This window comes from Mycobacterium riyadhense, assembly GCF_963853645.1.
In the GTDB taxonomy this organism is placed as follows: domain Bacteria; phylum Actinomycetota; class Actinomycetes; order Mycobacteriales; family Mycobacteriaceae; genus Mycobacterium; species Mycobacterium riyadhense.
The window spans coordinates 652799-678476 of record NZ_OY970456.1 but is presented as its reverse complement, the minus strand read 5'-3'; the positions used below and the strand labels follow the sequence as shown (position 1 = coordinate 678476).

The window sequence follows — 25678 nt, the reverse complement described above, 5'->3', positions numbered from 1 at the left end:
GAGAATCCGACCAGGTCACAACCCAATCACAGGGTCCCGCGAGCGTCACGTGGCTGCGATTTTGGGCAGGGATTCTGGCGGTGTGGTTACGCTCGCGAAGCCCGTCCTAGGGTTCGGGTTATGGCCTACGACGACTACCGGCTCCTGCACATCGCCGCGGACAACGGCATTTGCCGCGCCACGATCGACCATCCGCCGATCAACCTGCTTGACCTGCAGCTGCTGGACGAAATCGGCCGGCTGGCGCGGCAAGTCGCGGTCGACGACAAGGTTCGCGTGCTCGTCGTCGACTCGGCCGATCCGGAGTTCTTCATTGCGCACGCGGACGTCGGGCTGATTCTGGATCTGCCGACCGGCCCCGAATCCGATACCGCATTGCATGACGAGCTCTCAGCCTTCCACGCGACCATGGAGTTGTTCCGAACCCTGCCCAAGGCCACCGTCGCCGTCATCGAAGGCATCTGCCGAGGCGGCGGCAGCGAGTTCGCGATGACCTTCGACATGCGCTATGCCGCGCTCGGCAGCGCCCGCTTTGGCCAGCCTGAGGTGGCGCTGGGGATCATCCCCGGGGGCGGTGGCACGCAGCGACTGCCCCGACTGGTCGGTCGTGGGCGGGCCCTCGAGGTCATCCTCGGCTGCATGGACGTCGACGCCGCTACCGCCGAGGCCTGGGGATATGTCGACCGCGCGCTGCCGGCCGATGAACTAAGGCCGTTCGTCGACAAGCTGGCGGCACAGATCGCGTCGGCTCCGGCAGCGACCATCGCCGCCGCCAAGCGAGCGGTCGACGCCGCCCTGACCGCGGACCTCACGACCGGCCTGCGCATCGAGGATCAGCTGTTTCGCGAAACCCTCGCGCAGCCGGTCGCCCACGAACGGCTCCAGGCGATCATCGACGCCGGCGCCCAAACCCGTGCGTTCGAGCTGGGCGACACCTAGCCCAGGACCAGCGAGTCGCCGTCCGGACTGACATTGACCGGCACCACGTCGCCGTCGTGCACCTCACCGGCGAGCAGCATCTTGGCTAGCTGGTCGCCAATCGCCTGCTGCACCAACCGGCGCAACGGCCGAGCGCCGTACACGGGGTCGAAGCCGCGGTGCGCTAACCAGCGTTTGGCCGGCAGCGACACCTCCAACTGCAACCGCCGCTGCGCGAGCCGCTTGCCCAGCTGCGCGAGCTGGATGTCGACGATCTGCACCAGTTCTTCTGGGTTGAGCCCGTCGAAGATCAGCACGTCGTCGAGCCGGTTGATGAACTCTGGCTTGAACGCCGACCGAACGGCGGCCAGCACCTGGTCCTCGCTGCCGCCGGACCCCAGGTTGGAGGTCAGGATGAGGATGGTGTTGCGGAAGTCGACCGTGCGGCCCTGACCGTCAGTCAAACGGCCCTCGTCGAGCACCTGCAGCAACACGTCGAACACGTCCGGGTGGGCCTTCTCGATCTCGTCGAACAGCACCACGGTGTAGGGCCGGCGGCGCACCGCCTCGGTCAGCTGACCGCCCTGGTCGTAGCCGATGTAGCCGGGAGGCGCACCGACCAGTCGGGCCACCGAGTGCTTTTCGCCGTACTCGCTCATGTCGATGCGGACCATCGCCCGGTCGTCGTCGAAGAGGAAGTCCGCCAACGCTTTTGCCAGCTCGGTCTTCCCGACACCGGTGGGGCCGAGGAACATAAACGAACCGGTGGGCCGGTTGGGATCGGCGACCCCGGCGCGGGCGCGTCGCACGGCGTCGGAAACCGCCTGCACGGCCTTCTTCTGCCCCACAACCCGCTTGCCCAGCTCGTCTTCCATCCGCAGCAGCTTGGCCGTCTCACCTTCCAGCAGGCGCCCGGCCGGAATGCCCGTCCATGCCGACACCACATCGGCAATGTCGTCCGGTCCGACCTCTTCCTTGAGCATCACGTCCTCGCGGGCCTGGGCAGAAGGCAACGCCGCATCGAGCTTCTTCTCCACCTCGGGAATGCGCCCGTACCGCAGCTCGGCGGCCTTGGCCAGGTCGCCGTCACGTTCGGCGCGTTCGGACTCCCCGCGCAACGTTTCGAGCTGTTCCTTGAGCTCGCGGACGATGTCGATCGCGTTCTTCTCGTTCTGCCATTTGGCCGTGAGCTCGGCCAGCTTTTCCTTCTGGTCGGCCAGCTCGGCGCGCAGCTTCTCCAGGCGCTCCTTGGACGCCTCGTCTTCCTCCTTGGCCAGCGCCATCTCTTCGATCTCCAGGCGGCGCACCAGGCGCTCCACCTCGTCGATCTCGACCGGCCGCGAGTCGATTTCCATGCGCAACCGGCTGGCGGCCTCGTCGACCAAGTCGATGGCCTTGTCTGGCAGGAATCGGGCCGTGATGTAGCGGTCGGATAGCGACGCCGCGGCCACCAGCGCGGAGTCGGTGATCCGAACCCCGTGGTGCACCTCATAGCGGTCCTTGAGGCCCCGCAGGATGCCGACCGTGTCCTCCACCGACGGCTCCCCGACGAACACCTGCTGAAAACGGCGCTCCAGCGCGGCGTCCTTTTCGATGTACTTGCGGTACTCGTCGAGCGTGGTGGCGCCGACCAACCGCAGCTCGCCCCGGGCCAGCATGGGCTTGATCATGTTCCCAGCGTCCATCGCCGATTCACCCGTCGCGCCGGCGCCGACGATGGTGTGCAGCTCGTCGATGAACGTGATTATCTGCCCCGCGGAGTTTTTGATGTCGTCGAGCACGGCCTTGAGCCGCTCCTCGAATTCACCGCGGTACTTGGCGCCGGCCACCATCGACCCAAGGTCCAGACCGATCACCGTCTTGTCGCGCAGGCTTTCCGGTACATCGCCGGCCACGATGCGCTGGGCCAGGCCCTCCACGATCGCGGTCTTGCCGACGCCGGGCTCGCCGATGAGCACCGGATTGTTCTTGGTCCGACGGGACAGCACCTGCACGACGCGGCGAATCTCGTTGTCGCGCCCGATAACCGGGTCCAGTTTGCCGTCGCGGGCCCGTGCCGTCAGGTCGGTCGAGTACTTCTCCAGCGCCTGGTATGTGGACTCCGGGTCGGCGCTGGTGACCCGCGCGCTGCCGCGCACCTTCACAAACGCGTCCCGTAAAGCTTGTGGCGAGGCGCCGTGACCGGTGAGCAGCTTGGCGACGTCGGAGTCGCCGGTGGCCAGCCCGACCAGCAGGTGTTCGGTGGAGACGTATTCGTCGTCCATCTCGGTGGCCAGCTGCTGCGCGGTGGTGATGGCGGCCAGCGATTCCCGGGACAGCTGGGGCTGCGAGCTGGAGCCGCTGGCCTGCGGCAGCCGATCAAGCAGGCGCTGGGTTTCGGTGCGAATGGTGGCGGGCTCGACACCGACAGCCTCCAGCAGCGGTGCGGCAATCCCGTCGTTCTGCGTCAGCAGCGCCAACAGCAAGTGCGCGGGTCTGATCTCGGGGTTGCCAGCTGCCGAAGCCGCCTGCAGAGCCGACGTCAGCGCCGCCTGCGTTTTGGTTGTCGGATTAAAAGAGTCCACGACGCCTCCGTTCGGATACACAAAAAATGCTTGTCGGGTTGTTCAACGCCGTCAATGTTGAGTCTGTTCCGCTCAACTCTAGCGAACCCAGCGACCTTGGGGCACGGGCGGCAAATGCGACACCGGCATCAGCCGCGGGATCGAAGTGACGATCCAATAGTTGCTCAGCATTCTTTCAACAACTTCTGCATAGCTTTTACGTCGCGAGTTGCCACTACTCGGGGCTGGAGGCTTGGTCATGTTGTTGATAGCGATGCCAGAGGCGTTGGCGGGCGCCTCTTGGACGTGGCTGGGATTGCTTCGGCGGTACGCGCCGCCAACGCCGCCGCCGCCTTCTCGATCACTCAGGTGTTAGCCGCCGCTGACGACGAAGTGTCGGTGGCCATCGCGTCTCTGTTCGGCAACTTCGGCCGGGAGTATCAGGCGCTCAGCGCGCAGGCCGCGGCCCTTCAAGACAACTTTGCGCGCGCGCTGACCTCGGCTGGTGTGGCGTACGCGAGCGCGGAAGCGGCCAATGCTTCGCCGCTGCAGATATTGCAGCAAGGCGTGCTGGGCGCGATCAATGCGCCCACACAGGCATTGCTGGGGCGCCCGTTGATCGGCGACGGCGCCAACGGGACAGCGGCCAACCCCAATGGTGGCGCTGGCGGGCTTTTGTACGGCAATGGCGGCACCGGCTATTCCCCGACCGAGGCCGGGATGGCCGGCGGCGCTGGGGGATCGGCCGGATTGCTCGGCAATGGCGGCAGTGGCGGAACCGGCGGAGCGGGTGCAGCCGGCGGGGTCGGCGGGAATGGCGGTTGGTGGTCCGGCAACGGCGGTGACGGCGGCGTCGGTCGGACGGCCACGGCGGCCGGAGGAGCCGGTGGGCTGGGCGGAGCGGGAGGCCACGCCTGGCTGCACGGCGATGGCGGGGCTGGTGGTGCCGGCGGCGCGGGGGCGACCGGTGCCGCTGGACGTGCGGGCATCGCCCCGGGTGAGTCGGGTGGCGTCGGCGGCGCCGGGGGTGCGGGCGGCACCGGCGGTGCCGGCGGAGCGGGCGGCCTGCTGTCGGGTGCCGGTGGCATCGGCGGTGCCGGTGGCGCCGGCGGTGTCGGTGGAGTCGGCGGCAACGGCACCGAAGGGGCTGGTGGCGCTGGGGGACAGGGGCGGCACCGGCGGCAGGGTCGACAGCAACCCCGACGGCGGCTTGGGCGGCAGAGGCGGCGCCGGCGGCACGGGCGGTACCGGCGGCACCGGCGCCAGCGGGGCTGCCGGAACGCCCGGCAGCACTGGCCAGCCCGGCAACCCCGCAGGTAGCAGTAGCGGCGGCACCGGCGGCGTTGGCGGTCAGAGCGGCGCTGGCGGCCCAGCGTAGGACACCAGGCCCAGGCCCGCCATCGGCTGCCGTTCTCGCGTGGCGGTCGGTGCGCCGTCGCCGGTTGTGGTCTGGAATGCACGTCGTCCAGTCCTGCACGAACTCCAACAGGTACGTTTGGCCCCATCCCTGGGTTTGTGCCGCGGCCGAAGGTCATCGAGGGGTCCGAGCTCTTGGACCAGTTGCTGGACGCGTTCGCAGACCTCGGCTATCACGGCACCAGCTTGCGGGCACTGTGCCGGCACTTGGGCATCAGCCACAATTCGATCCACCGGCGCTACGAGTCGAAGATTGAGTTTGTTCCGCTCAAGTTTATGTTTCGCCCGGCGGGGCGCGCAGCGCCCACCGTCCCCTCGGGCGGGTCTCCCGCAGCCACATCGAGTCTTCATCGTCGGTCGATAGCTAGCCAGTGCACTGCTGCACGGTGCCGTTGTGGTGCGCGTGGGTGCGCGGTCGGGTGGAATCAACTATTTGACCACCACGCCACCGCAGGGTTCGGAGCGCGACGGCGACCTCAACGCTGGCTTGGTCGAGGGGCCGCGGGAGGAGTCGGTCAGCTGTGTCGAGCCGGTGCTGCAAGGTGTTGCGGTGGGTGTAGAGGCGTTTTGCGGTACGCGTGGCGTTGCATTGTTCCTCGATGTATGTCAGAACGGTGTGCCGCAAGGAGGGGCTGGCTGAGGCCAAATCTCCGAGGGTGTTCTTGATGAAGTCGTCTGCGCCGGCGGAATCTTCCGTGAGCAACGCGATCATCTCGACGTCTTCGAAGCGCGCGACTCGCTGAGGTGATCGCAGCCGAACCATCATGCGCTGCACGGTGAGTGCTTCTGTGTGACTGCGCCGGAATCCGTCGATTCCTTTCGCGGTGGTCCCAATCGCGATGCGTGCCTGCGACGCGTTGATGAGCACCGTGGCGATCTGGTCGCTGTCCAGGGCAACCGCGTCGTTGACCCACACCCAACGGGTTTCGGCGTCGACGTCCACGCACAGTGGGCGCGGCCATCCCGCCAGGCGGCCGACCGCGCCCATGGCGTCGTCAAGCTGGTTGTAGTCGCCATTGAGCCGGTCGGTCCAGATGATGGCGGCGGTATGAGACTGGTCGAGAGAGTAGCCCAATCGTGCCTGGCAACGCGCAGGGTTGACGGGTTCGCCTTCGAGGATCTGATCGACGACTCTGCGGCATTCGGCACGACCATCGCGAGCCAGTTCGTCATATTCCGACTGCAACTGTGCGGCGATGCCAGCCAGCGTGGCATCGACAAAGTCGTTGGCCAAGCGAAATTGCACGTCGAGCAGTTCGCGCAGCTCTTGAGGGTCGCAGGTAAGGCCAAACGCGACGTCATGCCAGCGCTGCCAGGCCACGTTTTGTCCGATGCGGTGGATTTCTAGCACCGACCTGGCTAGGCCGCGGCGCACCAGTTCGCGTGCCAAGCGCAGCGGCTCGCCGCCGAGGTTCGCGGGCACCGGGGCGCCGGGGTTACGCAGGTTGGCAGCGGCAAAGTGGATCAGGTTGGCCCGGTTGGCGCGGCTGACCATTGCTGCGAGGCCGGGATCGTTAGCGATGGTTGGGTTGGCGGCCAGCATGTCGCGATCAACCGCGTCGAGGAAGTCTTGGCTGGAATTCAAGACGATCCGCGCTCCGGCACGGATGAGCTCACATACCCGCGGCGAGGGCTCTGGCCTGACCACGGGTCGATGCTAGGACATTCGGTGCATCGAGCATGCTGAATTCGCATCCTTCGACCGCCAGGGCTACCCCGGCCTTTCAGCCGATTCACAGGAACCGGTCCGCTACCGTTCTCGCGTGACCGTCGGAAGGGTTTGCAAATGGTGGAGGTGCTGCCGCTGGCGCTGGTGATCACGGTTTCGCCGCTATCGATAATTCCGGGGGTGCTCGTCCTGCACACGCCGCATCCTCGTGAGAGCGGCCTCGCCTACCTCGCCGGTTGGGTGTTCGGGATAGCCGGATTGACGGCGATCGCCATCGGCATCTCCAACATGCTCGGCGGCCTGCGTGAGCAGCCCCCGGAGTGGGCATCCTGGCTGCGGATCGGCGTCGGCATCACGCTCATTGCGTTCGGCGTGATCCGCTGGTTTACCCGGCGTGGACACGACCACATACCAGCCTGGATGCGAACACTCACGTCGATCACTGCCCGTGCCGGGATGACGGGCGCCGCGCTTGCCGTGCTCAACCTCTAGGTGCTGTTCGTTTGCGCGGCAGCCGGTTTGGCGATCGGCACCGACGCGCTGGGCGCCTCGGGGACAGTGCTCACCGCCGCGATTTTCGTTGCTTTCGCCACATCGTCTGTTGCGATCCCAATCCTGGCCTACGTGGCCGCGGGCGATCGCCTCGACGCCCCGCTGGAGCGACTCAAGCACTGGATGGAAAAGCACAACACCGCCGTGGTTGCCGCCATCCTGGTGCTAATCGGACTAGCGGTGCTGTACAAGGGAATTCACGCCCTATAGGCCGGTCTCGGTGACGGGCTTAGAATCGGGGTCCGTGGGCCTTGAGGACCGGGATGCGCTGCGGGTGTTGCACGCCGCCTTCAACCCAGATGACCCGGACCTCGTCCACCGGTTTTACACACACTGGTTCGCTCTTGACGTCTCGGTGCGCGACCTGTTCCCGCCCGAAATGGACGGCCAGCGAGCCGCTTTCGCGCACGCGTTGCACTGGGTATTCGGCGAACTGGTCGCCCGGCGTGCCGAGGAACCGGTGGCCTTCCTAGCCCAACTCGGCCGGGATCACCGCAAATACGGCGTGCTGCCTACACATTACGACACGCTGCGCCGCGCGCTGTATGCGACGCTGCGCAGTTGCCTGGCCGAAGCTTGGACCGGCGCCGTCGAAAGAGCCGCAGATCAGTCGCTCAACCTGATCACCGGGGTGATGAGCGGCGCCGCCGAATCTGACGACGGGCCCGCCTGGTGGGACGCCACGGTCATCGAGCACTCGCGGGTGTCAAGGGATCTCGCGGTCGTCCGGGTGCAACTGGACCGCCCGCTGCCCTTTCACGCCGGCCAGTACGTCAACGTCCATGTCCCGCAATGCCCGCGTCGCTGGCGATTCCTCAGCCCCGCGATACCGCCCGACGCCGACGGTGGGATCGAGTTTCACATCCGCGTGGTCCCCGGCGGCATCGTCAGCAACGCCATCGTCTGCGAAACCCGGCCGGGCGATCGATGGCGACTGTCGAGTCCGCACGGCGGACTGCGGGTCGACCGCGACGGCGGCGACGTGTTGATGGTCGCCGGCAGCACCGGGCTGGCACCGCTACGCGCACTGATCATGGAGCTGAGCCGCTACGCCGAAAACCCGCGGGTGCACCTGTTCTTCGGTGCGCGCTACCTCTGCGAACTGTACGACCTGCGCACGCTGTGGCAGATCGCGGCGCACAATCCGTGGCTTTCGGTTTCGCCGGTCTCGGAGTACAACCGCGATCCGTCCTGGGCCGCCGACTATCCCGATGTTTCGCCGCCGCGCGGCCTGCACGTTCGCCAAACCGGTCGGTTGCCCGACGTCGTCACCAAGTACGGCGGCTGGGGCGACCGGCAAATCCTGATCAGTGGCGGACCGGCGATGATCCGCGCGACCAGGGCCGCCCTGATCGCCAAAGGCGCTCCACCGGAACGTATCCAGCACGACCCGCTATCGCGCTAGCTCCTTGCTGGCAAGCACAAATGCGGCCCGGAAATCCCTTTGGTGACCACGGCCGTGCTGGCGGGTACGACGCGGCCCATTGTCTCACCACCGCCAGCCGTGTGTGATGCTCACAGCCCTCAGAGGCGATGCGCCGCGCGTGCCATGCCGCCCTCCTCCAGGTATGCATAGCGCGCCGGGCGATATCTTGTGCAGCCCTGACGCGGCGCCAAGCCATCCGGAGTCGATTTCAGCAACGCGCGAACACGTGCCACCCGGCCTTTGAGGGTCTTCATGTGGGTCTTCCTTCTTCCAATCAACCTTCAGGTGCCTCTTACTGTGCGATTCGGCGCGACAAATCCCATCGGCCACGACGCGTAGATTTGGGCGGCGGGGGTCGTATGCCTGCCACCTGGTTCGCGGCGGTACTACGCAGTTGTGCGCAGACGTGCGCCCAGGGTGACCAAGTGCACGTCGTGACGCTGCGCGACCAGTCGTCGTCGGTGGCGGCACAATTTGTGCCTCGAGCAGGCGTGATCTGCACATCGCTGACGGATTCGGGATCCGAACTGCACGGCCCAACGACGCGGTCTGAAACCAACATCGCGACGGGCCGCTGCGCGGGGGGCCGACACCGTCTTGGAATTATTGACATGTGTAAACTTTTGGCGTCCCAAAGACGACCCTGAAGCTGACAACTGTTGAATAATCGACCTCTGAGACGTTCAGGCACCTGACGGGATGTATGGCACCGACCGCCACTGCGGTGACGACGAACGGTTCAAGTGACGAACGGTTCAAGTAAGGGACCAGGTGATGAGCTTCGCGGTGCTGCCCCCAGAGATCAACTCGGCACGTCTGTTGCTCGGTGCGGGGGTGGAGCCGATGCTCAACGCGGCGGCCGCCTGGGAGGGGCTGTCCAACGAGTTGGGTTTGGCCGCGGGTCAGTTTTCGTCGGTGACCTCAAGCTTGGTGGGTTACGCATGGCAGGGTCCCGCGTCGGTCGCGATGGCGGGCGCGGCGGCACCCTATTTGGGATGGCTGAACGCGGCAGCGGCGCAAGCCGATCAGGCGGCCACCCAGGTGCGGGTAGCGGCGGCCGCTTTCGAGGCGGCGCTCGCGGCCACGGTGCACCCAGCAGTCATCTCGGCCAACCGCGCTCAGGTTGTGTCGCTGGTGATTTCGAACCTGCTGGGGCAGAACGCCCCGGCGATCGCCGCGGCCGAGGCCCAGTATGAGCAGATGTGGGCCCAGGATGTGGCCGCAATGTTCGACTACTACTCCGGGGCCGCGGCCGCCGCTTCCGCGTTGACGCCGTTCGCCCCGGGGATGCCGAGCCAGCCTGCCGCGGCTGCCGGCACGCCAGACGCCTTGAGCGTTCTCGTCCAACGAATCTTCGGCAACCTGGGCTTCGCAAATGTCGGTGAGGGCAACACCGGCAATGCGAACGTTGGCGACTTCAACATCGGTTCCGGAAACATTGGCAGCAACAACATCGGCAGCGGAAACCGCGGCAGCAATAACATCGGCTTCGGAAACGTGGGTCCGGGTCTGACGGCCGGCCTCTCCAACATTGGCTTCGGCAACACTGGCAGCGGCAACATTGGCTTCGGCAACACCGGTAACAACAACATCGGTTTCGGCAACACCGGTAACAACAACCAGGGCATCGGACTCACCGGCAACGGTCTATCCGGGTTCGAATCCTTCAACTCGGGTACCGGCAACATCGGTTTGTTCAATTCCGGCACCGAGAACGTCGGCATCGGCAACTCCGGCACCGGAAACTGGGGCATCGGTAACTCGGGCAACAGCTACAACACGGGCATCGGCAATTCGGGTGATGCCAACACTGGATTCTTCAACTCCGGCATCGCCAGCACCGGCATCGCGAACTCGGGCAACTACAACACTGGCAGCTACAACTCGGGCAGCAGCAACACGGGTGGCTTCAATGCGGGCAGCTACAACACCGGCTATCTCAATACCGGCAATTACAACACCGGATTCGCGAATAGTGGCAACGTCAACACCGGTGCTTTAAACGGGGGCGACAACAATAACGGCTTCTTGTGGAGGGGCGACAATCAGGGCTGGCTTTTCGGGAGAGGCCCCGGCTACGGAAACTCGACCACCGCCCCCTCGTCGGGCTTCTTTAACAATGGCGCCGGGGCGGCATCGGGCTTCTTCAACTCCGGCGCCAACAATTCCGGCTTCTTCAACTCACAGCAGGGTGCCATCGGCATCGGCAACTCGGGCCTGGCCAACTCGGGTGCCCTGGAGTCGGGTGCCTTTAACTCCGGCAATACCGTGTCGGGCCTCTTCAACACGAGCCTGGTGGCTATCACGACGCCGGCGTATGTCTCCGGTTTCGTTAATACCGGAAGTAACATGGCTGGCTTCTTCCGTGGACCAGTGACATTTAATATAGGCCTGGCGAACAAAGGTGCCGGCAATATTCTCGCTAATGCAAATACCGGTTACTACAATATCATCGCCAATGGAAACATCGGCGACTACAACATCCTCAGCAGCGGAAACGTCGGCAGCTCCAACGTACTCGGCAGCGGCAACATCGGCAGTCTTAACATTTTCGGTAGCGGCAACATCGGCAGCCAGAACTTCGGCAGCGGCAACATCGGCAGCCAAAACTTCGGCAATGCCAATATCGGCATATTCAATATCGGCTCCGGAAATTTTGGCAACTACAACTTCGGCTCTGGAAACCTGGGCAACTACAACATCGGCTTCGGGAACGCGGGCAACTACAATCAGGGCTTTGCGAATACCGGCAACAACAACATCGGTTTTGCAAATACCGGCAACGACAGTTTCGGTATCGGGCTGACCGGCAACGGTCAGTTCGGTATCGGCACCCTGAACTCGGGTACCGGCAACAGTGGCTTGTTCAACTCCGGCACCAACAATATTGGCGTCTTCAACTCCGGCACCGGAAATATCGGTATCGGAAACTCGGGCATCGGGAATTCGGGTTTCCTAAACGCAGGAATCGGGAGCTGGGGCATCGGAAACCCAGGTAACGGAAATACCGGATTCGGCAACGCGGGCAGCTACAATACGGGCTCACTAAACGCCGGAATCTTCAACTCGGGCTTTGGTAACACGGGCGACTACAACACCGGCCTGTTCAACGTCGGCGACACCAACACCGGCAGCTTCAACGTGGGCAACACCAATACCGGCGGCTACAACACAGGAAACATCAACACCGGTTATTTCAACCCAGGCAACGTTAACACCGGCGCGTTCGACACCGGCAACTATAACAATGGCTTCCTCATCTCCGGCGATAACCATGGCCAAATTTCCATCGACCTCTCGGTCACTACCCCATACGTGCCCATAAATGAACAGTTCGTCATCCCGGTAAATTACGTGATGAACCTCGGCGGCCAGGTGATCCAGGTCACCGAGGCAGGTACGGTTTTCCCCAAGACTTACTACCTGGGCGGCTTCTTCTATTTCGGCCCGGTAATTCTGGGCGCCTCCACTCTCAACATTCCGAATGTCACACTCGCCATCGGCGGTCCGAACGTCTCGATACCGATCACCTTTCAGGGCGCCATCGAGAGCCGCACGATCACGTTCCTCAAGATCGACCCGGCCCCGGGCTTCGGGAACAACACCACCAACCCGTCGTCGGGCTTCGCGAACTCGGGCATCGGTGGTACGTCGGGCTTCGCGAACTTCGGCAGCGGCAGTTCGGGGTTCGTGAACAGCGGCTTGGGGACGGCAATGGGCAATTCGGGCCTCCAAAACTACGGCTCGCTGCAATCGGGCTGGGCAAACTTGGGCAACAGCGTCTCGGGTTTCTACAACACCAGCACCGCGAGCCTCGCGACGCCAGCCAATGTCTCGGGCTTGATGAACACCGGCACCAACCTCGCCGGCGTGCTGCGCGACAACGCGGGGACAATCGCCAACTTGGGTCTTGCAGACCTGGGCCGTTTGAACGTGGGCAGCGGAAACATCGGCGACTTCAATTTCGGCGGCGGAAACATCGGCAGCGGCAACTTCGGCAGCGGCAACATCGGCAGCCAGAACTTCGGCAGCGGCAACATCGGCAGCGGCAACATCGGGTTCGGGAATGTGGGTCCCGGCTTGACAGCGGCGGTGGACAACGTCGGCTTCGGCAACATCGGCAGCGGCAACTTCGGGTTCGGCAACACCGGTGATGGCAACATCGGCTTCGGCAACACCGGCAACGACAACTTCGGTATCGGATTAACTGGCAACAACCAACTGGGCATCAACTTCGCCGGCGGGCTGAACTCGGGCACCGGCAATATCGGCCTGTTCAACTCGGGCAGCAATAACGTCGGAATTGGCAACTCGGGCAACGGAAACTGGGGCTTCGGCAATTCCGGCAGTTTCAACACCGGTATCGGCAACGCCGGCAGTACCAACACCGGCTTCTTCAACATCGGATCCGTCAACACCGGCTTCGCCAACACGGGCAGTTACAACACCGGTTGGTACAACGCCGGCAACGCCAACACCGGCATAGCCAATCCTGGTGACTACAACACCGGCCTGTACAACATTGGCAATTACAGCACGGGCGTTGCCAATCAAGGTGACATTGCCACCGGCGCTTTCCTCACCGGCAACATGACCAATGGCTTGATGTGGCGGGGTGATGAGGAGGGCCAGTGGGGCGCGAGCTACACCATCCATATTCCCGAAATTCCCGGCCATGTCGACGGCTCCGCTCCCATCGATATCCCCATCACTGCCGGCTTTACCAACACCGTCTACAGCGGGATTAGTCTTGCGGACGTCCACTACGGGTTCGAGATCTCCCCGGGGGTCCCGCTGCTTACTGGCGTAATCAACTCGGTCACCCTCGCGCCAGTCACCGCTACGGGTCCCGCCGTCTCGTTCAACATCGGCATACCTGGCGGTTCAACCAAGATATTGATCCCCGCCACGTTCAGCGTGGGCCCCGCCGACTGGACGGTCTTCAACATCCCGGCACAGACCGGCTACTTCAACACCACCACCAACCCATCCTCAGGGTTCTTCAACAGCGGACCCGGAACCGTGTCGGGCTTCGGCAACGTTGGCGCCAACCTTTCCGGCTTCCAAAACTATGCGACCGCCGCAACTTCGGGCTTCAAGAACTACGGCAACATGCAATCGGGCCTGGCGAACCTGGGCGACACCGTGTCGGGCCTGCTGAACACGGGGATCGGGACGCCGGCCAACGTCTCGGGCGCGTACAACATCGGCACCAACCTCGCAGGCTTCTTCCACAACGAGGTGGCCGGGGGGTCGACATTCAACGCGGGATTGGGCAACGTCGGCGCCAACAATGTGGGCTTCGGAAATGCGGGCGACTTCAACGTCGGCCTAGGTAACCTCGGCACCGCCAACTTCGGCACCGGAAACCTCGGCAATTTCAATATTTTCTCCGGAAACCACGGTTCCTACAATTTCGGCTCCGGAAACTTCGGCGACTACAACATCGGCCTGGCGAATCTGGGCAACTACAACTTCGGGTTCGGCAACGCCGGCAGCTCCAACCAGGGATTTGCAAACACCGGCAGCAACAACATCGGTTTCGCTAATACCGGCAACAACAACATCGGCATCGGGCTCACCGGCGACGACCAACAGGGCTTCGGAGCGTGGAACTCCGGCACCAACAACATCGGCTTGTTCAACTCGGGCACCAACAACCTCGGCTTGTTCAACTCGGGCACTGGAAACGTCGGCATCGGAAACTCCGGCACCGGAAACTGGGGCATCGGCAACACCGGCAACACCAACACCGGGGTCCTCAACGCTGGCGACGTCAACACCGGTTTCTTGAACCCGGGCAACGTCAACACCGGTATCGGCAACGCGGGCGGCTATAACTCCGGCAGCTTCAACGTTGGAAGCTACAACACGGCCGGCCTGAACGCCGGCTCGTACAACACCGGGTACTTGAACGCGGGCAACTACAACACCGGATTTGCCAACCCGGGCAACGTTAATACCGGTGCCTTCAACTCCGGCAGCTACAGCAACGGGTTTTTGTGGCGGGGTGACTACGAGGGTCTGTTCGGTGTTGACGACGTAATCAGCATCCCCGACACCGCAATCCCGGTGAACGTCCATATTCCCATTTACCTCGACATTCCGATCAACGGCACCTTGGGCGTCTTCACCGTCATAGGATTCACCATTCCGTCGGTCACCGTCGACTTGACTTTATTCGGCGTTATTTCCTTTTCCAACGTCGTAACCGTCACGCCAATCTTTATCCCGAATATTGCGCTTGCCCTTCCCCCAATCAACATGAACATCGGTACCGGCCCGGGACCTCTGATCGATATCGTCGCAACCGGAGGACTGCTGCCCATCAAGGTCCCGATCGTCGACATCCCAGCGGCCCCCGGATTCGGAAACTCGACAACCACACCGTCATCGGGGTTCTTCAACTCCGGGTCGGGCACCGTGTCGGGCTTTGGAAATGTCGGCGGCAACAGCTCCGGGTTCTTCAACCTCACCTCCGGCAGCTCAGGAATCTCCGGCTTCCAAAACTACGGCGACCTGGTGTCGGGCTTCTCCAACTTCGGCAACACCGTCTCCGGCTTCCTCAACACCGGCACGCCCGGCCTCGCAATACCGGCCAACGTGTCCGGCCTGGGCAACGTCGGCAACGACATTGCCGGGTTCTTCCGCAACAACCAGATCGCGAATGTGGGCTTTGCAAACATCGGCACCGGAAACGTCGGCGGCGGCAACATCGGCACCAACAATGTCGGCTTCGGAAATGTCGGGATCGGGAACTTCGGCACCGGCAACATCGGTAATTTCAACGTCTTCTCCGGAAACCACGGTTCCTACAATTTCGGTCCCGGAAACCTGGGCGACTACAACGTCGGCCTGGGCAACCTGGGCAACTACAACGTCGGGTTCGGCAACGCCGGCAGCTCCAACCAGGGATTTGCAAACACCGGCAGCAACAACATCGGTTTCGCTAATACCGGCAACAACAACATCGGCATCGGGCTCACCGGCGATGGGCAGGTGGGTTTCGGAGCCTGGAACTCCGGCACCAACAACATCGGCTTGTTCAACTCCGGCACCAACAACATCGGCTTGTTCAACTCGGGCACCGGAAACGTCGGTATCGGGAACTCGGGCACCGGAAACGTCGGGATCGGCAACCCGGGCATCGGCAACACTGGTCTCGGGAACTCGGGCACCGGGAACTGGGGGCTGTGGAATGCGGGCCTCGGCGATACCGGCATCGCCAACGCCGGCACCTACAACACCGGTGGCTACAACACCGGCAGCACCAACACCGGCTTTGTCAACCCCGGAAACTACAACACCGGCAGTTACAACACGGGCAGCACCAACACGGGCGGCTTCAACGCGGGCGAATACAACACCGGCTACTTCAACCTCGGCGACTACAACACCGGCCTGGCAAACACGGGCAATGTCAATACCGGCGCCTTCATCGAGGGCAATTTCAGCAACGGCATGTTCTGGCGGGGCGACTACCAGGGCCTATGGGGCGCCCACTATGAAATTTATATCCCCGAATTCCCCGTGCTCAACATGGACATAAATATCCCGATCAATATCCCCATCCACGCCAACCTCAACAGCCTCGCCCTCAGTGGATTCACCATTCCGGCGTTCAATGTCAGTGCCATCGGCATTATCGACTTGAACTTCGGACCCATCGTCATCCCGACCATTACCGGTACCCTGCCGGTGATCGATATCACCATCGGCGGACCAAATACTTCGATTCCGATTGCGATCCGCAGCGGCACCGGCCCCGTCCATATTGTCTTCGTCGACATCCCGCCGGCCCCCGGCATCGGAAACTCGCCCACCGGCACCCCTTCGTCGGGATTCTTCAACAACGCCACCGGCGGGACCGTCTCGGGCTTCGGAAACTTGGGTGCCAACCTCTCGGGCTTCGGCAACACCAACGTCGGCAGCACCTTGGGAAGCTCGGGCGCGCAAAACTTGGGCTCGCTGCAATCGGGTTGGGCAAACCTCGGCAACACCGTCTCCGGCTTCTATAACACCAGCCAAGCGAACTTCGCGACGGCGGCCAACTTGTCGGGCTTTGCAAACATCGGCACCGACCTGTCCGGCCTGTTCCGCGGCCCGTCCGGGACGCCAATCCTCAACCTTGGTCTTGCCGACCTCGGGCAATTGAACATCGGCAGCGGAAACGTCGGCGACTTCAACGTGGGCAGCGGCAACATCGGCAGTGGCAACATCGGCTTTGGAAACCTCGGGAACAACAACTTCGGCAGCGGCAACATCGGCAGTGGCAACATCGGGTTCGGCAACGCCGGTCCGGGGTTGACGGCGGCGCTGAACAACATCGGGTTCGGCAACACCGGCAACGCCAACTTCGGCTTCGGCAACACCGGAGACGGCAACTTCGGGTTCGGCAACACCGGCAACGGCAACATCGGCATCGGCCTGACCGGCAACAACCAGGTCGGGCTGGGCCCGCTGAACTCGGGCATCGCCAATGTGGGCTTGTTCAACCTGGGCGACAACAACGTCGGAATTGGCAACGCCGGCAACTTCAACCAGGGCTTCGCCAATGCCGGCAACAACAACATCGGCCTGTTCAACACCGGCAACAACAACGTCGGCATCGGGCTCACCGGCGACAACCAATCCGGGTTCAGCTCACTGAACTCGGGCTTCGGCAACACCGGCTTCTTCAACGCGGGCATCGGCAACACCGGCTTGTTCAACTCGGGCACCGCCAACATTGGCCTGTTCAACTCCGGCACCGGCAACTTCGGTATCGGGAACATGGGCACCGGCGGCATCGGTATCGGCCTGTCCGGCAACAACCAGATCGGAATCGGCGGCACGAACTCCGGCAGCTTCAACATCGGCCTGTTCAACTCGGGCACCGGCAATGTCGGTTTCGGCAACTCGGGCACCGGAAACTGGGGTATCGGCAACACCGGCACCGGCAACACCGGCATCGGCAATACCGGCACTTACAACTCAGGCCTGTTCAACATCGGCAACTTCAACACCGGCGTCGCCAACCCCGGCGACTACAACACCGGCCTGTTCAACATCGGCAACTTCAACACCGGACTCAGCAACCGGGGCGACTTCAACACCGGCCTGGCGAATACCGGAAACTACAACACCGGCCTGGCAAACAGCGGCGACTTCGACACCGGCGGGTTCATCACCGGCAACATGAACAATGGCTTCTTCTGGCGGGCGGATAGTCACGGCTTACTGGCCTTCAACTACACCATCACGATGGAGAGGGTCCCCGCCTTCCTCACCATAGACGCCCCGATAAACATACCCATCGTCGGCAGCATCACGGACGTCAACATCCCGGCCGTAACCATTCCTCAAATCCCCGCCCGAGGAACCCTTGATCTCGCCGTCCTCAAGGGCACCGTCATCGCGCCCGTCGGTCCCATCAATTTCCACGGCGGCGACAACACCGCCCCGTCGACCACACCAATCGTGATCGACTTCGGCACGCAGCCCGCGGTGAATCTCAACATCGGCGCTCCGGACGGTTCAACCGTGGTGCACATCGGCGGCACCGGCGGCTTCGGCAACGGCTACCTCACGCTCATCGACATTAAGCCGATGCCGGGCTTCTTCAACTCCACACCGGTTCCGTCGTCGGGCTTCTTCAACTCGGGTACCGGTAATGCGTCGGGCTTCTTCAACTTCGGCAATAACTCGGGCTTCCTCAACTACGCCATGGGAGCCATCGGAAACTCCGGCCTGCAGAACGTCGGTTCAATGCAATCTGGCTGGGCGAACCTCGGCAACAACATTTCCGGGTGGTTCAACACCGGCACGGCAACGCCGGCCAATGTCTCGGGCCTGGTAAACGTCGGCACCAACCTGGCCGGTTGGTTCCGCAACGGGCCCGACGCGACGAGCTTCAGCTTCGGCTTGGCGGACCACGGATACTTCAACCTGGGTAGTGCCAACGTTGGCAACTACAACATTGGCAACGGAAACATCGGCAGCTTCAACCTGGGCAACGCCAATATCGGCAGCGGCAACTTCGGCAGCAGCAACATCGGCAGCGGCAACTTCGGCATCGGCAACATCGGCGGCGGCAACATCGGCTTCGGAAACTCTGGTCCCGGGTTGACTGCGGCTCTGCAAAACTTCGGGTTCGGGAACACCGGCAGCTTCAACATCGGTTTCGGCAACACCGGCGACGGGAATATCGGCTTCGGCAACACCGGCGACGGAAACATCGGTATCGGGCTCACCGGCAACGCGCAGACCGGCTTTGGCGGCTGGAACTCGGGCAGCGGAAACGTCGGTTTGTTCAACTCCGGCACCGACAACATCGGTATCGGCAACTCGGGCACCGGAAACTGGGGCATCGGGAACACCGGCAGCTACAACACCGGCATCGGTAATACGGGCACCACTAACACGGGCTCCTTCAACAGCGGCTTCGTCAACACCGGTATCGGCAACTCGGGCAACTACAACACCGGCTTCTACAACGCGGGCAACACCAACTCGGGCAGCTTCAACCCGGGCGACTACAACACGGGCGGATTCAACACGGGCAACTTCAACACCGGCTACTTCAACACCGGCAACTCGAACACCGGGTTCGCCAACTCCGGCAACGTCAACACCGGCGCCTTCATCGCGGGCAACTACAGCAACGGCTTCTTCTGGCGAGGCGAATACCAGGGGCTAGCCAGCTTCAAGTACGAGGGCGTCGTTCAAGAAACGCCATGGAGCTACGACATCAGCGGCGACATCGAAATACCAATCAAGGGGACCATCAACGCAATTACGCAGGAGGCATTCACGCTCGCCCAGTTCCCGATAGACATCAGCCTAGAAGTCACGATCTGCCTCATCTACATCCCGTTCGTCGGTTGCGTTCTGCACGCCACCCTCCCGCCAATACACATAACCACCGAACATGTCGGACCCTTCGAAATCGGTGCCAACGTGATCAACCCCGAAACCCCGATCGACTTCACGTTCTCGCAACCCATTCATTTCGCCGACAACGGGACGGTGGGCCCTTACACCTTCGGGTTTAGCTGGCAGCAGGCCCCTGGGTTCTTCAATTCGACCACCAACCCGTCGTCGGGCTTCTTCAACTCCGGATCTGGCGGCGCATCGGGCTTCTTCAACGACGCCCAGGGCGCCGTCTCGGGCTTCTGGAACTCGTTCACCGAGAGTTCGGGCATGTTCAACTCTGGCGGCGTAGACGTCTCGGGCCTGCAAAATCACGGCTCGCAGGAGTCGGGCTGGGCAAACTTGGGCAACTTCGTTTCCGGCGTCTACAACACGAGCATGCTGGACCTTATGACCCAGGCCTTTATCTCCGGCTTCGGCAACTACGGCACCGAACTCGCCGGCATCCTCCGCAGCAACAACCCCTGAGCTTCGAGTGTGAATTCTGGGGCTTTGACGTGACTGACCGGTAAATGCCCAAGGTGAGTGGGCACGCGACAGTGACTCGGCGGAGCGGGGTGTTGTTGCGAGACTGGTGTATTGGGGCTAGGCGGGGGGTTCGATGGTGACCCGGTAGCCCATGGCGGCGAGGTGCGCGAGGTGGTTGCGTGGTCGTCGTTGGGTGAGGATGCGGTTGGTGTAGAAATCGGGGTCCAGGTCATGGAAGCGGGCGGCCAGGTTGACCAGCAGGTGCCAGACGATGACCAGGATGGGGCGGGCGAGCGCGACCAGGGCTTTCCAGCCGCTGCCAGTAGCGGGTGCGGTCGCGGGTCACGTCTTCACGCAGCCGGGTGTCGTCGCGCAGCCGCCGGATCTCAGCCGGTGGCACGAAAGATGATCGCAGCAGGCCCTTTTCGGTCAGCTTGGCCAAGCTGACCGCGTCGAGCTTGTCTTGGGCCGGCCCGGCACATTCGTCACATCCCGGGCATTGACCAGCTGCACCTCAAGGCCCGCCGCCTGCAGCGGGTAGTAAAAGATCCGCCAACGCACACGTTGCCCGCCGCTTTGACCACGTCGATGGCGGCGACCCGCTCGATCACCCACTCGGCCCGGCATACAGTGGTGCGCACCATGAATCGGGCACATCGCACCGCCACAACAGTCACATGTGTCGCTGCGCCCGGTGGACACCCGATGCGCCCGGCTCTTAGCGACAACCGCCTGAGCTGCGGTGTTGTGCCCAAGTTGGTCGTGGCGGTTCGGGTTTCGCGGTGGCGTTGACCTGCAGAAACCGCGTTGTCGCTCTTAGGTGGGCAGCGCTACCATAGCCTCCGACAGAGGCCAGAGTTGCAGACGTGACTAGAGAGCAATACAGACAGCCAGAGCACAACCTCGCGTCAAATGCAGTCATGGTGCGCGCCACCGCAGTTCGCATGCTGAACCTTATGACCCAGGCCTTTATCTCCGGCTTCGGCAACTGCGGCACCAAACTCGCCGGCATCCTCCGCAGCAACAAACCCTGAGCTTCGAGCCGCCTTGGACGCACGTTGGAAGCCCACGGTTCACGCTCGACCGCGACGCGCTGCTACCGGCGCGGTTGCCAGACCACCAGGGCGGTGCTCTTCGGCACCACGGCGACCTCGCGGCGCTGGTTGGCACGCAAGACCGCCAACTCCTCGGCCATTTCATGCAGCCTCGACTGCAGCGCCTCGACCTGATTGGTCAGCTCGATGATGCGCTTGATACCGGCGAGGTTGACCCCCTCGTTCTGCGAAAGGCGCTGCACCTCCCGCAGCAGCTCGACGTCGTGCTGGGAATAGCGTCGTCCGCCACCGGATGTGCGCTGCGGGCTGACCAACCCGAGCCGGTCGTAGGTGCGCAGGGTCTGCGCATGCATGCCCGCCAACTCGGCGGCCACCGAGATCAAAAATGTCCGAGATTCATCTCTCTTGGAGTTCTTCGCCATCTAGCGATTACCTGCCCATCCGGCCCTCGGGTTAAACCCGCTGGACCGCTCGGCCGCCGCATAGGCCTCGAGCGCCTCCTGAGCGGCACCTTCCAAGTTCGGCGGGACGGCCACCTTCACGGTGACGAGTAGGTCTCCGCTGCCGCCACTGCGTTTGGGAACGCCTCGTCCGCGCACCCGCAGGATGCGGCCGTCGGCGGTACCCTTAGGCACCCGGACCCCGACCGTTCCGTCCAGTGTGGGCACCGAAAGTGTTGAGCCCAAAGCTAATTCGGTAAAGCTGACTGGAACGGTCACGGTGAGGTCGTCGCCGTCGCGGCCGAAGATCTTGTCGGGCCGCACGTGCACCGTCACGTACAGGTCACCCGACGGGGCGCCACGCAACCCGGCCTCGCCCTGCCCGGCCAACCGGATCCGCTGGCCGTCTTCGACACCGGGCGGGATCCGCACATTGATAGTGCGGGTACGGGTGGTGACGCCGGTGCCTTTGCACTCCTCGCAGGGGTGCTCGATGATCGAGCCGCTGCCCCGGCAATCGGTGCACGGTTCGGAGAAGCCGAATGCGCCCTGGTTGCGGTTGATCACGCCCGAACCGTTGCAGCTGGGACACACCTTCGGGCTGGTGCCCGGCCGCGCGCCACTGCCGTGGCAGTTGGTGCACGGCGCCGGGCTGGTCAGCCGCAGCGGCATCGCGACGCCCTTGGCGGCCTCCACGAAGTCCAGTTCGGTCTCGGTCTCCAGGTCGTTGCCACGCCGCGGCCGGCTGGGACGGGAGCTGCCGCCGCGTCCGAACAAGCCACCGAACAAGTCACCGATGTTGGTGCCCCCGCTTCTGCTGGCGGCATCGAACAAATCGTTGAGGTTGAACTCGGCGCCGTCGCCGCCCATTCCGAAGCCACCGAAGCCGCCACTGTCGAACCGACGGCCGCCAAAGCCGCCGCCGGCAAACAGCCTGCGTGTTTCGTCGTACTCCTTACGCTTGGCGGGGTCGGACAGCACGTTGTGCGCCTCCGAAACCGCCTTGAAGCGTTCGCCGGCGGCCGGGTTGTCGGGATTTGCGTCTGGATGCAGATCGCGCGCCAACTTGCGGTAAGCCCGCTTGATCTCTTCGGGGCTGGCGTCAGAGGAGACGCCTAGCTCCTTATAGAAGTCCTTTTCGACCCATTCACGCTGGGCCATGTCGCGTCACCCCCTCTCACCCTTTCCCTGTTGATTTTGTGCCCTACTCACTCGCTATGTCGGCGTTATCGCCCGTGTCGGCCTGCTCGGCTTCGGCTGTGTCCTCGGCCACGGCGGCCGGCCCAGCAGATTCCGGTTCGTCGGTGTCCACGGCAACCGTGTCGACCACACCTACCAGCGCGTGCCGTAGCACCTGCTCACCCAACTGGTAGCCCTGCCGCATGACGGTGCCGATCACGGGCTTGGACCCGTGCCCGCCGTCGCCCTCGTGCTGAATTGCTTCGTGCAGCACGGGGTCAAAATCTTCGCCCTCTGCACCGAACGCGACGAGGCCAAGCCCGGCAAACGCGCTGTCCAACTTGTCGGCGACCGACTTCAGCGGGCCCGACTCCAAATCGCCATGCTTACGCGCCCGGTCGAGATCGTCCAGCACACCTAGTAATTGGCTGACGACGGCGGCCTTGGCCCGATCCGCGGCCGCCTGCTGATCACGCAACGCGCGCTTGCGGTAGTTGGCGAAGTCGGCCTGCACTCGCTGCAGATCGGCGGTCAACTCGGCGACTTTGTTGTCCTTGCCCGCCGCCGGCCCGCCCGGCGCCGCCCCTTCCGGGGCCGTCCCCCCCGGCGTAGCGCCGGGAGGGACGTGCCGCACTTCACCTGTCTCGGGATCGATTCGCCGCTTGTCGGTGACCGTCACCTGTTCCTGCGGATTGCCTTCCGTCGTTGGATTTCCGCCCGTCACTTGGACTCCCGGTCGTCGTCGACCACCTCCGCGTCCACCACATCGTCGGCCGAGCCGGGCCCAGCGCCACCGCCGGGCGCGGCGCCACCGCCGGGCTGGCCTGCGCCGGCCTCGGCTTGAGTGGCCTCATAGATCGCTTGTCCGAGCGCCTGAGATTCTTGGCCGAGCTTCTCCATCGCGGATTTGATCGCGGTGATGTCGGTTCCACCCAACGCCGTCTTTGCCTCCGCCACCGCGGCATCGACCTTGTTCAGCGTGTCCTCGGGAACCTTCGAACCGCCTTCGGCCTCGCGTTGTTCCTTGACAAACTTCTCCGTCTGGTAAACCAGCGTCTCGGCTTGGTTGCGAACATCGGCCTCCTCGCGACGCTTGCGGTCCTCCTCGGCGTGCGCCTCGGCGTCCTTGATCATCCGGTCGATCTCTTCCTTGGACAGGCCCGAGCCTTCCTGGATCCGGATGGTGTTCTCCTTGCCGGTGCCCTTGTCCTTGGCGGTGACGTGCACGATGCCGTTGGCGTCGATGTCGAAGGTGACCTCGATCTGCGGGATGCCCCGCGGCGCCGGCGGGATGCCGGTGAGCTCGAAGGAGCCGAGCAGCTTGTTGTGCGAGGCGATCTCGCGCTCACCCTGATAGACCTGGATCTGCACCGACGGCTGGTTGTCATCGGCCGTGGTGAAGGTCTCCGACCGCTTGGTCGGAATGGTGGTGTTGCGCTCGATCAGCTTGGTCATCACGCCGCCCTTGGTCTCAATACCCAGGCTCAGCGGCGTAACATCAAGCAGCAGAACGTCTTTCACCTCGCCCTTGAGGACGCCCGCCTGCAGCGCGGCACCAACGGCCACGACCTCGTCCGGGTTCACGCCCTTGTTGGGCTCCTTGCCTCCGGTGAGTTCCTTCACCAGTTCGGTCACCGCGGGCATCCGGGTCGAGCCGCCGACGAGCACCACGTGGTCGATGTCGGACACCGAGATACCGGCGTCGGCAATCACCGACTGGAAGGGCTTGCGGGTGCGGTCCAACAGGTCCTGAGTAATGCGCTGGAACTCCGCGCGGGTCAGCTGCTCGTCGAGGAACAGCGGGTTCTTGTCGGCGTCGACCGTGATGTAGGGCAAGTTGATCGACGTGGACTGCGAGCTGGAGAGCTCGATCTTGGCCTTCTCGGCGGCTTCGCGGAGCCGCTGCATGGCCATCTTGTCCTTGGTCAGATCGATGCCGCTGGTGCCCTTGAACTTGTCGACCAGCCAGTCGACGATCCGGTCGTCCCAGTCGTCGCCACCGAGGTGGTTGTCACCGCTGGTGGCACGCACCTCAACGACACCCTCGCCGATTTCCAGCAGGGAAACGTCGAAGGTACCGCCGCCCAGGTCGAAGACCAGGATGCGCTGCTCCTTCTCCCCCTTGTCCAGGCCGTAGGCCAGCGCGGCGGCCGTCGGTTCGTTGACGATGCGTAGCACGTTGAGGCCGGCGATCTGGCCGGCGTCCTTGGTGGCCTGGCGCTGGGCGTCGTTGAAGTAGGCGGGCGTGGTGATCACCGCGTCGGTGATGTCCTCACCGAGGTAGGCCTCGGCGTCCCGCTTCAGCTTCATCAGGACGCGGGCGCTGATCTCCGGGGCCGTGTACTTCTTGTCGTCAATCTCCACGGACCAGTCGCTGCCCATGTGCCGCTTGACCGATCGAATGGTTCGGTCGACGTTGGTCACCGCCTGGTTCTTGGCGGGCTGGCCAACCAGCACTTCGCCGTTGCGGGCGAACGCGACGACTGACGGTGTGGTCCTGGAGCCCTCGGAGTTAGCGACGACGACCGGGTCGCCACCCTCCAGAACCGCGACGACAGAGTTGGTGGTCCCGAGGTCGATCCCGACCGCACGAGCCATAGTGAATCCTCCTGAGTATGTATCTTGCGTGCACTATGCTGAGTGAACCCCGCTCAAGACTGCCTCTGACACCGGCGTGATGTCAACCCAGGGTTGAGTCTGAGTCACTCAATTTGTTGACGATGTTAACGGAGGGTGACCGGTTCTTGTTCCCGAGGGCTTCCTGTAGAAGTCGCGGATCGCGTCAATCCCACTTTCGTGTCCACATCGCGTCCCGAGGCGGTATCCGGGTCTGTGCGAGTTCTTAGCGACGTTGTCACTGTGATCGGAACCTCCGGTGCCGTGGATACGAACGGGTGGCCCTCGGGATCTGAGTGTTTGGACACGCTAGTGAGAATGTCGCGGCGACATCGCGCTAGGAACCCCGGTCGACGGACTGCATAGTTGCCGATTTACTACACTTCCGACTCGACCGGACCCGCCGTTTAATTGCCTAGCGCAACAATTGCGCATAGCATGGTATTCGTACTCGATACGACGGCTCCTGATGGCTTGCCCACGGG

At 63.4% G+C, this 25678-nt stretch carries 10 protein-coding genes and 4 pseudogenes; 6 read left to right on the top strand and 8 right to left on the bottom strand.

Annotated elements, in window-relative coordinates:
* Nucleotides 1–120: 120 nt before the first annotated feature.
* The gene (locus tag AADZ78_RS02900) at nt 121–939 is read left to right on the top strand and encodes an enoyl-CoA hydratase/isomerase family protein (RefSeq protein WP_085252135.1); all 819 of its coding nucleotides are present in this window, start codon (nt 121–123) and stop codon (nt 937–939) included.
* Here the strand turns inward: AADZ78_RS02900 and clpB are convergent.
* A complete protein-coding gene (clpB, locus tag AADZ78_RS02895; RefSeq protein WP_085252164.1) occupies nt 936–3482 on the bottom strand; it encodes an ATP-dependent chaperone ClpB in 2547 nt (848 codons plus the stop codon). The genes AADZ78_RS02900 and clpB overlap by 4 nt on opposite strands.
* A 238-nt stretch (nt 3483–3720) precedes the next feature.
* Between clpB and AADZ78_RS02890 the strand changes: the two are divergent.
* Nucleotides 3721–4839 (top strand): annotated as a pseudogene (locus AADZ78_RS02890) (PE family protein).
* A gap of 137 nt (nt 4840–4976) precedes the next feature.
* Nucleotides 4977–5120 (top strand): annotated as a pseudogene (locus tag AADZ78_RS02885) (TetR/AcrR family transcriptional regulator); the annotation flags it as partial.
* Between the two features lie 121 nt (nt 5121–5241).
* Here the strand turns inward: AADZ78_RS02885 and AADZ78_RS02880 are convergent.
* Nucleotides 5242–6525, bottom strand: a complete 1284-nt coding sequence (locus tag AADZ78_RS02880) for a PucR family transcriptional regulator (RefSeq protein ID WP_085252136.1) — start codon at nt 6523–6525, stop codon at nt 5242–5244.
* Nucleotides 6526–6663: 138 nt separating this feature from the next.
* On the opposite strand from AADZ78_RS02880, the pseudogene AADZ78_RS02875 reads away from it, so the two are divergent.
* Together AADZ78_RS02875 and AADZ78_RS02870 are read left to right on the top strand one after the other, a co-directional pair.
* Nucleotides 6664–7308: pseudogene (locus AADZ78_RS02875) on the top strand (GAP family protein).
* A gap of 34 nt (nt 7309–7342) precedes the next feature.
* Entirely contained in the window at nt 7343–8503 is a 1161-nt protein-coding gene (locus tag AADZ78_RS02870) for an FAD-binding oxidoreductase (RefSeq protein ID WP_085252137.1), read from the top strand.
* Nucleotides 8504–8622: 119 nt separating this feature from the next.
* Here AADZ78_RS02870 and AADZ78_RS02865 read toward each other — a convergent pair whose 3' ends face one another.
* Nucleotides 8623–8778, bottom strand: coding sequence for a hypothetical protein (locus AADZ78_RS02865; RefSeq protein ID WP_204081231.1), 156 nt, complete (start codon nt 8776–8778; stop codon nt 8623–8625).
* A 520-nt stretch (nt 8779–9298) separates the two neighbouring features.
* On the opposite strand from AADZ78_RS02865, the gene AADZ78_RS02855 reads away from it, so the two are divergent.
* Nucleotides 9299–19903: a PPE domain-containing protein gene (locus AADZ78_RS02855; RefSeq protein WP_085252139.1), complete on the top strand. Its 10605-nt coding sequence runs from the start codon at nt 9299–9301 to the stop codon at nt 19901–19903.
* 307 nt (nt 19904–20210) lie between these two features.
* Here AADZ78_RS02855 and AADZ78_RS28895 read toward each other — a convergent pair.
* The 5 genes and pseudogenes from AADZ78_RS28895 to dnaK form a co-directional block, all read right to left on the bottom strand.
* Nucleotides 20211–20458: pseudogene (locus tag AADZ78_RS28895) on the bottom strand (IS110 family transposase); the annotation flags it as partial.
* Nucleotides 20459–20999: 541 nt separating this feature from the next.
* Nucleotides 21000–21380 (bottom strand): heat shock protein transcriptional repressor HspR, encoded by a 381-nt coding sequence (locus tag AADZ78_RS02845; protein WP_085252140.1) that lies wholly within the window; start codon nt 21378–21380, stop codon nt 21000–21002.
* Nucleotides 21381–22559 carry a molecular chaperone DnaJ gene (dnaJ, locus tag AADZ78_RS02840; RefSeq protein WP_085252141.1) on the bottom strand — a complete coding sequence of 393 codons (1179 nt, stop codon included), beginning with the start codon at nt 22557–22559 and terminating at the stop codon, nt 21381–21383.
* A 43-nt stretch (nt 22560–22602) separates the two neighbouring features.
* Entirely contained in the window at nt 22603–23301 is a 699-nt protein-coding gene (gene grpE, locus AADZ78_RS02835) for a nucleotide exchange factor GrpE (protein ID WP_085252142.1), read from the bottom strand.
* Entirely contained in the window at nt 23298–25175 is a 1878-nt protein-coding gene (gene dnaK, locus AADZ78_RS02830) for a molecular chaperone DnaK (RefSeq protein ID WP_085252143.1), read from the bottom strand. Before dnaK ends, grpE begins: the two co-directional genes overlap by 4 nt.
* Between the last annotated feature and the right edge of the window lie 503 nt (nt 25176–25678).

What these genes read in the sequence shown, in the direction of transcription:
- AADZ78_RS02900 (WP_085252135.1), top strand. Translation starts at nt 121, where the DNA reads ATGGCCTACGACGACTACCGGCTCCTGCACATCGCCGCGGACAACGGC.
- AADZ78_RS02865 (WP_204081231.1), bottom strand. Translation starts at nt 8,778, where the DNA reads ATGAAGACCCTCAAAGGCCGGGTGGCACGTGTTCGCGCGTTGCTGAAA.
- AADZ78_RS02855 (WP_085252139.1), top strand. Translation starts at nt 9,299, where the DNA reads ATGAGCTTCGCGGTGCTGCCCCCAGAGATCAACTCGGCACGTCTGTTG.
- AADZ78_RS02845 (WP_085252140.1), bottom strand. Translation starts at nt 21,380, where the DNA reads ATGGCGAAGAACTCCAAGAGAGATGAATCTCGGACATTTTTGATCTCG.
- dnaJ (WP_085252141.1), bottom strand. Translation starts at nt 22,559, where the DNA reads ATGGCCCAGCGTGAATGGGTCGAAAAGGACTTCTATAAGGAGCTAGGC.
- dnaK (WP_085252143.1), bottom strand. Translation starts at nt 25,175, where the DNA reads ATGGCTCGTGCGGTCGGGATCGACCTCGGGACCACCAACTCTGTCGTC.